At 67.9% G+C, this 10,976-nt stretch carries 11 protein-coding genes; 4 read left to right on the top strand and 7 right to left on the bottom strand.

What is annotated here, in order from left to right; genetic code table 11:
- Positions 1–42: 42 nt before the first annotated feature.
- On the bottom strand, positions 43–279 hold the full coding sequence (locus LKD76_RS28590) for a DUF2530 domain-containing protein (RefSeq protein WP_227984489.1): 237 nt from the start codon (positions 277–279) through the stop codon (positions 43–45).
- A gap of 63 nt (positions 280–342) precedes the next feature.
- On the opposite strand from LKD76_RS28590, the gene LKD76_RS28585 reads away from it, so the two are divergent.
- A complete protein-coding gene (locus tag LKD76_RS28585; protein ID WP_227984488.1) occupies positions 343–780 on the top strand; it encodes a MarR family winged helix-turn-helix transcriptional regulator in 438 nt (145 codons plus the stop codon).
- A gap of 54 nt (positions 781–834) precedes the next feature.
- Here the strand turns inward: LKD76_RS28585 and LKD76_RS28580 are convergent, their stop codons facing one another.
- The 5 genes from LKD76_RS28580 to pdxH form a co-directional block, all read right to left on the bottom strand.
- Entirely contained in the window at positions 835–1,224 is a 390-nt protein-coding gene (locus LKD76_RS28580) for a YccF domain-containing protein (RefSeq protein WP_227985443.1), read from the bottom strand.
- A 109-nt stretch (positions 1,225–1,333) separates the two neighbouring features.
- Positions 1,334–2,536: a GNAT family N-acetyltransferase gene (locus LKD76_RS28575; RefSeq protein ID WP_227984487.1), complete on the bottom strand. Its 1,203-nt coding sequence runs from the start codon at positions 2,534–2,536 to the stop codon at positions 1,334–1,336.
- 143 nt (positions 2,537–2,679) lie between these two features.
- A complete protein-coding gene (locus LKD76_RS28570; protein WP_227984486.1) occupies positions 2,680–4,014 on the bottom strand; it encodes a citrate synthase in 1,335 nt (444 codons plus the stop codon).
- Positions 4,015–4,195: 181 nt separating this feature from the next.
- Complete coding sequence (locus LKD76_RS28565; protein ID WP_227984485.1) at positions 4,196–5,488, bottom strand: MFS transporter; 1,293 nt, start codon at positions 5,486–5,488, stop codon at positions 4,196–4,198.
- A gap of 126 nt (positions 5,489–5,614) precedes the next feature.
- Entirely contained in the window at positions 5,615–6,265 is a 651-nt protein-coding gene (gene pdxH / locus LKD76_RS28560; RefSeq protein WP_227985442.1) for a pyridoxamine 5'-phosphate oxidase, read from the bottom strand.
- A gap of 314 nt (positions 6,266–6,579) precedes the next feature.
- Between pdxH and LKD76_RS28555 the strand changes: the two genes are divergently transcribed.
- Positions 6,580–7,722, top strand: a complete 1,143-nt coding sequence (locus LKD76_RS28555; RefSeq protein ID WP_227984484.1) for a citrate synthase 2 — start codon at positions 6,580–6,582, stop codon at positions 7,720–7,722.
- 192 nt (positions 7,723–7,914) lie between these two features.
- Positions 7,915–8,724 carry a polysaccharide deacetylase family protein gene (locus LKD76_RS28550; protein ID WP_227984483.1) on the top strand — a complete coding sequence of 270 codons (810 nt, stop codon included), beginning with the start codon at positions 7,915–7,917 and terminating at the stop codon, positions 8,722–8,724.
- Between the two features lie 13 nt (positions 8,725–8,737).
- On the opposite strand, the gene LKD76_RS28545 is transcribed toward LKD76_RS28550, so the two are convergent.
- Entirely contained in the window at positions 8,738–9,502 is a 765-nt protein-coding gene (locus LKD76_RS28545; protein WP_227984482.1) for a hypothetical protein, read from the bottom strand.
- Positions 9,503–9,640: 138 nt separating this feature from the next.
- Between LKD76_RS28545 and serC the strand changes: the two genes are divergently transcribed.
- On the top strand, positions 9,641–10,765 hold the full coding sequence (serC, locus tag LKD76_RS28540) for a phosphoserine transaminase (RefSeq protein ID WP_227984481.1): 1,125 nt from the start codon (positions 9,641–9,643) through the stop codon (positions 10,763–10,765).
- Positions 10,766–10,976: the final 211 nt, after the last annotated feature.

Genomic DNA, 10,976 nt, shown 5'->3' with positions numbered 1-10,976 from the left:
GCGGTCCGCGTGGCGGGTGTTCGGCGCGTCTTCGCCGGGATGTCAGAGCCCTTTCTGGGCGCCTTTGTCGCCGCGGCGCGAACCTCGGCGCTGAATCACGAAAATGCCGTAGCCGAGCAGTCCGACCCCGAGCCCCATGAGGCAGATCGGCCGGGCGTCGGCCCAGCTGTCGTTGCACCAGACCACGACCGTCGCCACCAGCCAGACCAGACTGCCGACGGCCAGTACGGGACGCGGATCGGTCAGCCGCGGCGGAATCTCGGGGACATCGGGTGTCACGGAGCCAACGATAGCGGCGGGAACGGGCGAACGGCACTCGGGCGTCACGTATCGTTTGCCTCTGTGACAACGCCTTCCGATATCCGCGCGCTCGCCGGTGAACTGTCCCTGGCGGTCGTGCGATTGACGCGACATCTGCGTGGCCGCCGCAGCGACGCCCAGATTTCGCTCACTCAACTGTCGGCCCTGGCGACCCTGGCCCGGGACGGGGCGATGACTCCCGGCGTGCTCGCGGCCAAGGAGCGGGTGCAGCCGCCCTCGATGACCCGGGTCATCGCCTCGTTGTCGGATCTGAATCTGGTCAATCGCGACCCGCATCCCACCGACGGCCGCCAGGTCATCGTGTCGCTGTCGGATGCCGGTAAGGCGCTGATCCAGGACGAGAACAGCGCCCGGGAGGCGTGGATGTTCGACCAGCTGTCCGGGCTGAGTCCCGACCAGTTGCGGGTGCTCGACGACGCGGTCACGATCATGAAGCAACTGGTCGCCGACTCAGAATAGGCCGACTCGGAATAGGCCGACGCGGAATAGGCCGACGCGGAGTGGATCCGCTGCTCAGGCCATGAAAGCCCGTTCGCTGGGGACGATCTCGCGGCCGAGCGGCATCAGGGAGACGGGGATCAACTTGAGGTTGGCCCAGCCGAACGGGATGCCGATGATCGAGATGAACAGCGGAATACTGGTGGCCAGATGTCCGATCGCCAGCCAGAACCCCGCGAAGATCACCCAGATGATGTTGCCGATCAGCGACGGCGCGCCCGCATCCGGTTTCTGCACCACTTCGCGCCCGAACGGCCACAGCACGTAGGCGCCGATCCGGAACGAGGCGATTCCGAACGGAATGGTGATGATCAGGATGCAGCAGATGATTCCGGCCAGAAAATAGCCGACCGCCAGCCAGAACCCGGCGAAGACCAGCCAGAGCACATTCAGCACGAACCGGATGAGGGTCACATATTCAGCATGCCAGGGTAGGGGGCCACCCACCAGGTACGGCGACAAGTCGGCTCGCGGTCGTGACCTCGACCCGGATCCGGCGGCGCACCGTCCCGATTCAGAAGAACCAGCCGAGCACCGCTCCCCGTTCGCCGCGGAATGCGTGATCCATCTCCGCCAGCACCCGGGAATCCTTGACCTGCAATCGGTTCGCGGCCGCGAACGTGCGAGCGGAATGGGCGCCGAGATAGAGACTGCCGAGCACGTCGATACCGAGTTCCACATCGGGGGTGCGGATGGTCGCCTCGCATTCGGCCCGGCCGTCGCGGGCCCGCAGGGCGAACGTGCCCCCGGCGTCCCGGAACGGATCGATCACGGAGACAACGATATCCAAGTCGGATCGGTAGTCGCGGGCGGACAGCGCGGCGGGGATGTCCATCGGCCGTGCCCACAGCCCGTCGTGGCGACTGGTTGTGCGGACCAGGCGAGAGTCGGTGAGGAGATAGGGGAGGGGGTCGTCGTCGCTGATGGTGGCCGTGACGGTCCGCACCAGATCCAGGCCCAGCAACGCGCGCCACAGGGCGGCGTGCGCCTCGGGGGTGATCGCGCGCAATTCCACCACCTCGGCCGTCAGGTTCCCCGGCTCGGAGTTGTCGTAGCGGTACAGGGCGTAGCCGTCGGGGTGGGTGAGCGCGAACAGGACGTCCTGGCCGCCGCCGGCGACCAGCTGAATCAGCCACGCCGGATGCGGCCGGGCCTGCGCGCCGGGGACGAGCTGCCGCCAGCGATCGTAGATCGCGGGCACGAGGGGGATCGCGTCATCGAGTGAGATCAGTTCCACCCCGCCGGGATCCGGTGCGGTGGGCAGGAATTCGGCGAACCGCCGATCGATGGTCACCCGGTTCTCCACCACACACGGCCCGTACCCGAAGCGGCCGTAGATGGTGGCAGCGCTGGCGGTGAAGATGGTCAGTGGCAGTCCGGCGACCTCCGTACGTTGATGCAATTCGGTGTACATCGCGCGCAGAATCCCGCGCCGGCGATGGGTGGGAGCCACGGCGACGCCCGCTACGCCGCTGACCTCGACGGCGTGCCCGCCGGGCACGGTCAGCGTCATCGTGGTGTCCCTGGTGTGCCCGACCACGCGATCGCCGTCCACGGCCACGATGGCGCGCTCGACCGGGAACAGCCGCAGCCGCTGCTGGGTGACGACGGGATTCTCCTTGGGCGGAACGCCGAACGCGTTCGACAGCAGCAGCCCGATGGCCGGAACATCCTCTTCGGTCGCGGGCCTCAGCGTTATCCCGGATGCGATCGCCATCTGTCGACCATCGCACGACGGCACCACCACGCGCACCGGGATTTCGCCGCCCGGCCGAGCCGGGCCGAATACCGAGGAGAACGCTCACCCCCGGACATGCGCGAGGCCCGCCTCCTCGGGGAAGGCGGGCCTCGTATCGAGAATCAGCGACCGGCGATATCGTCGTAGTCGCGGGCGCCGTAGCCGGTGTAGATCTGGCGCGGGCGGCCGATCTTCAGCGGCTCGCTGTGCATCTCGCGCCAGTGGGCGATCCAGCCGGGCAGCCGGCCCATCGCGAACAGCACGGTGAACATGCGGGTCGGGAAGCCCATGGCCCGGTAGATCACGCCGGTGTAGAAGTCGACGTTCGGGTACAGGCGGCGATCGACGAAGTAGGAGTCGGTCAGGGCCGCCTCTTCCAGCGCCTTGGCGATATCGAGCAGCGGGTCCTGCACGCCCAGTTTGCCGAGGATCTGGTCGGCGGTCTTCTTGACGATGGTCGCGCGCGGGTCGTAGTTGCGGTAGACGCGGTGGCCGAAGCCCATGAGCTTCACCCCGTCTTCCTTGTTCTTGACCTTGCGGATGAACTCCTTGACCGCGGCGTCGACGGTGCCGCCGTTGATGTTGGCCTTGATGCCGTCCAGCATTTCCAGCACGGCCTGGTTGGCGCCGCCGTGCAGCGGGCCCCACAGCGCGTTGATACCGCCGGATACCGAGGTGAACAGGTTGGCGTCGGAGGAGCCGACCAGGCGCACGGTCGAGGTGGAGCAGTTCTGCTCGTGGTCGGCGTGCAGGATCAGCAGCATGTCCAGCGCGGCGGCGACCTCGGGGTCGACCTCGTAGGGCTCGGCCGGGAAGCCGAAGGTCATCCGCAGGAAGTTCTCCACCAGGCTCAGCGAGTTGTCCGGGTAGAGGAACGGCTGGCCGACCGACTTCTTGTAGGAGTAGGCCGCGATGGTGGGCAGCTTGGCCAGCAGGCGGATGGTGGACAGCTCGACCTGTTCGGGATCGCGCGGGTCCAGCGAATCCTGGTAGTAGGCCGACAGCGCGTTGACCGCCGACGACAGCACCGGCATCGGGTGCGCGTTGCGCGGGAAGCCGTCGAAGAACCGCTTCAGATCCTCGTGCAGCAGAGTGTGCCGGCGGATCCGGTCGGTGAAGTCCTCGAGCTGCGCCTGGGTCGGCAGCTCGCCGTAGATGAGCAGGTAGCTGACCTCGATGAAGGTCGAGCTCGCGGCCAGCTGCTCGATCGGGTAGCCGCGGTAGCGCAGGATGCCCGCTTCACCGTCGATGTAGGTGATCGCGGACTTGGTCGGCGCGGTGTTGGTGAAGCCCGGGTCGTAGGTCACGTATCCGGTGCTGGCCAGCAGCTTGCCCAGGTCGATTCCGTCGTTGCCTTCGACGGCCTGGGCGACGGTCATGGCGTATTCGCCGCCAGGGTAGGAAAGTACCGGCTTGGCGTCGCCGTTGGCGTCCGAAGTGATGTTCTCAGCGGGCACGGAAGGATCCCTCTCAGGCTAGAACCGTAGGCGTCGGCGCGGTCGGCGTCCGGCGCACTTGTCTCAACGCTAGCCGCTCGCCGGCAGCGTCGGTTCGTGAGGGTCGCCATCGGCTACCTCACGGTCACTTGTGTGTGATGTGAGTTCGACAGGCTGTTCGTGCTATTGGCCATCGACGCTCTCATTGGGGTTGTCCGGCCGGAATTTCGGCGTGGACGCGGGGAACTCGGTAGCGGACGAAGGCCGGGAAGATCGCCGCGGCGACCACCACGCCGATCACCACGAGCACCCCGCCGCCGGCGGCGGCCGCCGCGGTACCCATGGCCGCAGCGGTGAAACCGTGGGCAACATCACCGATGCGCGGTCCGCCCGCGACCACCACGGTGAAGACGCCCTGCAGCCGCCCGCGCATATCGTCGGTGGCCACCTGCTGCAGCATGCTGCTGCGCAGGGCCGCGGAGAACATGTCGACCGCGCCGCCGAATGCCAAGAAGGCCAAGGCGATCCACAGTCCGGCATCGACACTCAACCGATGTCCGGTGGCGCCGACCGCGACGCCGAACCCGATCATCGCCACGCCCCAGAGCGCGATGCAGACCACCACGGCCAGGCCCTGGCGTCGCACATGACTGAGCCATCCGGAGAAGACGCCGCCCGCGACCGCACCCGCCGACATCGCGGCGAACAGCAGTCCCAGTGCTACACCGCCGGTGACGGGATCGCCGAAGGTGTCGTGGGCCATCTCGGGGAACAGGGCGCGCGGCATGCCGAACACCATCGCGATGATGTCGACCGCGAACGAGGCCAGCAGGATCGGCTGGGTCGCCAGATAACTGAAACCCTCGATCACCGTGCCCAACCCGGCCCGCCGCACCGAACCGGTCGGGGGGATGGCGGGCAGCCGCCACACCGCCCACAAGGTGGCCAGCAGTGCGATCGAGTCGATCAGATAGAGCGTCGACAGGCCGGTGACCGGAATCAGCGCACCCGCCGCCACCGGACCCGCGATGGCGCCGAACTGCATCACGGTCATGTTCAGCGAGTTGGCGGCGGGGAGTAGTTCGCCGGGCAGCAGGCGCGGGATGATCGCGGCGCGGGTCGGCTGGTTCATCGCGAAGAAAGCCTGCTGTACCGAGAACAGTCCGAGGACCAGCCAGACGTTGCCGACCCCGGCCGCGGCCTGCAACCAGAACAGGACCGAGGTCAACCCCGTGCCGGTGCTGGTGATCAGCAGCAGGGTGCGGCGGTCCATCACATCGGCGACCGCGCCGCCCCACAGGCCGAAGACGATCAGCGGCACCAGGCCGAAGACGCCGGCCAGGCCGACATAGCCGGAGCTGCCCGTGATTTGGTAGATCTGCTGCGGCACGGCGACGACCGAGAGCTGGGCGCCGACGACGGTGACGATATTGGTGACCCAGAGCCGCCGGTAGTCGAGATTACGCAGCGGTGCGACGTCGGCGAGGACCTTCACGACGCGGGACCGGCGAGCGCGGGAGAACCGGCTCGGGGCCGTCTTCGGTCAATCATCCCATGAATATAACCGGTGGTGGCCGGTTCGCGACTCGGGAAATCGGCCGCCGCCCTGGGTGCGGGCGGCTCAGGGTTGCAGGCGTTCGACGCGTGCCGCGGCCGTCGCGGCGGCGCCATCGGGCAGCGTCACGCGGATGCGGTTGTGCAGGCGGCTGCGTCGGCCCTGCCAGAATTCGACCTGTTCCGGACGCAGGATGTAACCACCCCAGTTCGCCGGGACCGGAATCTGCGCCACACCTTCGAAACGCGCGGTGACGTCGGACAACGCTCGATCGAGATCCGCCCGCGAGGCCACCGTCCGGGACTGGTGCGAGGCCCATGCGCCGAGCTGTGAATTCCGCGGGCGCGACCGCCAGTACACGGTCGTCACCTCCGAGGAGACCTGGTCCACCCGGCCCCGCACCGTCACCTGCCGACCGAGTTTCGGCCACGCGAAAGTGGCCGACGCATAGGGCACGGCGTGGAGTTGGTCACCCTTCGCGGAGTCGTAATTCGTGTAGAAAGTCACACCCTCGGCCGACAGTCCCTTGCACAGGACGGTACGTGAGGCCGGGCGCGGACCGCCGTCGGTGAGCTCGACGGTGGCCAGCACCATGGCATTGGGTTCGGTGATACCGGCGCTGGTGGCCAGCTCGATCCAATTGCGCAGCAACGGTTCCCAGCCGTCGGCCAGCCAGCTCTCGCTCAGATCGTCATCGCCGCCGTATTCGGCGCGCATAGCGGCGATATCGAGTTCGGCGCGCGTCGCGGCGTCGAGGTGTTCCGGAAAGACTGAGGAATTCGCGGCCGAAAGACCTGTTTCGCCCCCTGTTGAGCCAGGTGAATTCTGCTCCTCGCGCATGATCCAGACGTTACTCCCCAGTACTGGGGGGATAAGGTTGCAGGTGATCGGCCGGAGTGGCATATGGCCGCGCCGACGCCGTATCGAAGATCCGGCCGAACCGGGAAGGCATCACCCCGGCGGAGCCGGGAGTGCACTACAGCGTGGCCGCCCACAGCCCGTGCGGCCCGATTTGCAAGGAGAGTCACAACATGACTACCAGCGCTGCGGCTCCGACTGGTCCGGCCGTGCCCCCCGATTTCGTCAGTGGCCTGGAAGGCGTGGTGGCATTCACCACCGATATCGCCGAGCCCGACAAGGACGGCGGCGCGCTGCGCTACCGGGGTGTGGACATCGAGGACCTGGTCGGCAACCACGTCACCTTCGGTGATGTGTGGGCGTTGCTGGTCGACGGTCGCTTCGGGCAGGGCCTGCCGCCGGCCGAGCCTTTCCCGCTGCCGGTCCACACCGGCGACGTCCGCGTCGACGTGCAGGCGGGTCTGGCCATGCTCGCCCCGATCTGGGGATACGAGCCGTTACTCGATATCGACGACGCCACCGCTCGCGAGAACCTCGCGCGCGCGTCGGTGATGGCGCTGTCCTATGTCGCCCAGTCCGCGCGCGGCATCTATCAGCCCGCCGTGCCGCAGAAGGAGATCGACGAATCCGCCACCATCACCGAACGCTTCATGCGGCGGTGGAAGGGTGATCCGGATCCGCGCCATACCGAGGCCATCGACGCCTACTGGGTCTCGGCCGCCGAGCACGGAATGAACGCCTCCACCTTCACCGCCCGGGTCATCGCCTCGACCGGTGCGGATGTCGCCGCCAGCCTCTCGGGTGCGATCGGCGCGATGTCCGGTCCGCTGCACGGCGGAGCTCCGGCGCGGGTGCTGCCGATGATCGAAGAGGTCGAGAAGACCGGCGACGCACGCGCTCTGGTGAAGGGCATCCTGGATCGCAAGGAGAAGCTGATGGGCTTCGGGCACCGGGTCTACCGGGCCGAGGACCCGCGCGCTCGTGTCCTGCGGGCTACCGCGAAGCGGCTCGACGCGCCGCGCTACGAGGTGGCCGCCGCGCTCGAGCAGGCCGCGCTGGCCGAACTGCGGGAGCGCCGCCCGGACCGTGCCATCGAGACCAATGTCGAATTCTGGGCCGCGGTGATCCTGGACTTCGCCGAGGTGCCGGCGCACATGATGCCGGCGATGTTCACCTGTGGCCGGACCGCGGGCTGGTGTGCGCACATCCTCGAGCAGAAGCAACTGGGCAAACTGGTGCGCCCCGCCGCCATCTACACCGGTCCGGCACCGCGCACGCCGGAGAGCGTACCGGGCTGGGACACCATCGTCCGGTAGTCGTCTCCGGACGGATTCCGAACGAACTCGGACATCACGGGATTCGAGCGCCTTCGCGGTTCCGGCTGCGGAGGCGCTCGACGCGTCTGTCCCGTAGCATCTGCTCGCGTGGGTGGTGCAGGACTGTCACGGCGTCGCATTTTGATCGCGGGAGCGGCAGTGGCGGCCGGATTCACGGCCTCCGGATGTGCTGTGGCAGAGGGGAAATCGCAGGTTACGATCACCGCGGCGGCCCGGATCTCGACGACGCCGGCGCCGAAGCCGGTGGCGGCCACCGCCGCCCCCGTCACCGCCGCGCTACCGCCGCGGCCCGATCCCGTCGCGGTCGCCGCCCGCTACGCCGGACGGCAGCCCACCGGGTGGGGGATGGATCTGCCCGGCATCATCACCACCGTTCCGGCGCAAGGTAAGCAGATGGCGCTGACCTTCGACGCGTGCGGCGGCCCGAACAACGACGAGATCAATACCGAACTGATGGATTATCTCGTCACCCATCGGATTCCGGCGACCCTGTTCCTGAACAAGCGCTGGATCGATGCCGATCCGGCCCGTGCCGCGCGGCTGGCCGCCGATCCGCTGTTCGAACTGGCCAATCACGGCACCCGGCACTGCCCGCTGTCGGTCACCGGCCACGCGGCCTACGGCATCACCGGCACCCGGTCCCCGCAGGAGGCCGTCGACGAGGTGTGGGGCAACCACGAACGGCTGACCCAGCTGCTGGGGCGTCCGCCGCGGTTCTTCCGCGCGGGCACCGCGCACTACGACGATCTCTCGGTGGCCATCGTGCGGGAGCTGGGGGAGCAGCCGGTCGGTTTCAGTATCAACGGCGATGCCGGTGCCACCTATACGGCCGCGCAGGTTCGCACCGCGATGGCGCAGGCGCAGCCGGGCTCCATCTCGATCGCGCATATGCACCGCCCGAAATCCGGTACCGCCGAGGGGATGTCGGTCGTGCTGCCGGTATTGCGTTCGCGCGGTTACGAATTCGTCAAACTGCCCTGAGCGGGCGTCGCGCTCACGGTTCGGCGGAGGCCTCCCAGTCCACGGCCACCGACTCACCCCGGTCCACCGCGAAGAAGGCGACCTCGAGGTGGCGCCCCAGATCGACCAGTTCGATCGCCGGCAGCGGCACCGCCTGCACGATGCGCACCCGCCAGGGATCCGGTTCGTCCCAGGCACGTAATTCCAGGTCCAGTCGCAGCAGCGGATCGTCGCGTCCGGAGTAGTCCGCGGCGATCGGGGTGGCGGCGAGCACGGTGGCATCGGCACGCCTGCCCGAGGACAGGATCTTGGTGATACTGACCCGGGTCGCCTCGGCGGCGCCCGGCACATACAGCACCACCCGGTCCGGATCGCCCGGATCGATCCGGCACCCGATGACATCGCCCGGCCGCATGAATTCCAGATCGGCGTCGCTCACCCGTTGCCGCACCCGCGTCTCATAGGACGGAAGATCGTCCGGCTGTACTCGCACCCAGATCCGGTAGCAGGGATTCTGCGCACCCGTCGCGGGCACCGCACGAGACAGTCGCACACCCAGCACGGTCGCGGTTCCGCTACGCCCCCGGATCAGCAGCTCGTGCCGTTGACCGATCGAGAGTATGCCCGTACGCAGGATGATTCCGCGGGACTCCAAGAATTTCCACAGGCGGGCGCGAAGTGCCGGCGGCCCGCCCCGGCGCGGCCTGTCCGGCCTCGGTGCGCCGACGCCGAGTTCCGGTGCCGCCACGGCGGCGGGCGCCGCCGTGGCGCCCGGGCCGTCCTGCCCTGCCATGCTCATTGCTCAACGGTAACGGGCAGGTATGCACCGGCACGGCGATACGGACGTATACGCGGGTCCCGGCCGACCCGTCCGGCCCGCTCGGGCAATCCGACCCACCCACGTGCGAGACCCACATCACGCTCTAGGCTTGAGGCCATGACCGCTGCCTTTCCGAGCATTCCCGACGATCTGAAGCCCGCCGACGGACGGTTCGGCTGCGGCCCGTCCAAGGTCCGCCCCGAACAGCTGCGCTCCCTGGTCGAGGTCGGCGCCTCCGTGATGGGCACCAGCCACCGTCAGAAGCCGGTCAAGGATGTCGTGGCGCGCGTACGCGGCGGCCTGCGCGACCTGTTCTCCCTGCCGGACGGCTACGAGGTCGTCCTCGGCAACGGCGGCACCACCGCGTTCTGGGATGCCGCGGCCTTCGGCCTGATCCGGGAGCGGTCGCTGCACCTCACCTACGGTGAGTTCTCCGCCAAGTTCGCGACGGTGGCCAAGAACAACCCGTTCATCGGCGATCCGATCGTGGTCTCCACCGATCCCGGCACCGCGCCCGAACCGGTTTCCGACCCGGCCGCCGACGTGATCGCGTGGGCGCACAACGAGACCTCCACCGGTGTGGCGGTTCCGGTGCAGCGTCCGGCGGGCTCCGAGAACGCCCTGGTCGCCATCGACGCCACCTCCGGCGCGGGCGGTCTGCCGGTGAACATCGCCGATGCCGACGTCTACTACTTCGCGCCGCAGAAGTGCTTCGCCGCCGACGGTGGGCTGTGGATCGCGCTGATGAGCCCCAAGGCGCTCGAGCGCGTCGCCGAGATCAAGGATTCGGGCCGCTACACCCCCGAATTCCTGTCGCTGCCGATCGCGGTCGACAACAGCACCAAGGATCAGACCTACAACACCCCGGCACTGGCCACCCTGTTGTTGTTCGCCGACCAGATCGAGTGGATGAACAACAACGGCGGGCTGGACTGGACCGTCAAGCGCACGCTCGATTCCTCGTCGCGGCTGTATTCGTGGGCCGAGTCCAGCTCCTACGCCACGCCGTTCGTGGCCGATCCGGCGCATCGCTCGCAGGTTGTCGGCACCGTCGACTTCGACCCGTCGGTGGATGCCGCGCAGGTGGCAAAGATTCTGCGCGCCAACGGCATCGTCGATACCGAGCCCTACCGCAAGCTGGGCCGCAACCAGCTGCGCGTGGGTATGTTCCCGGCGATCGACCCCGAGGACATCTCGCAGCTCACTCGCAGCATCGACTGGGTGGTGCAGCAGCTCGGCTGAGCGACGCCGAAAAAAGGTTCGAGAGCCGCGGAATTCCTCCGGGAATTCCGCGGCTCTCGCGTCTACGCTGTTGTGGTGTGCGCCAACCGAACTCATGCTGGAAGTTTGCCGGGACTCGGTGCGGCGCGAACGAGAACACAGCAGATTAGCCGTCTCCGCCATGGCGGCGGTAGATTTCAGTGCCGCGTGTCTGCCACACGAATCTCAGAAG

Origin of the sequence: Nocardia spumae, assembly GCF_020733635.1 — a bacterium.
Lineage (GTDB): Bacteria > Actinomycetota > Actinomycetes > Mycobacteriales > Mycobacteriaceae > Nocardia > Nocardia spumae.
This window is presented reverse-complemented; position numbering and strand designations above follow the sequence as displayed.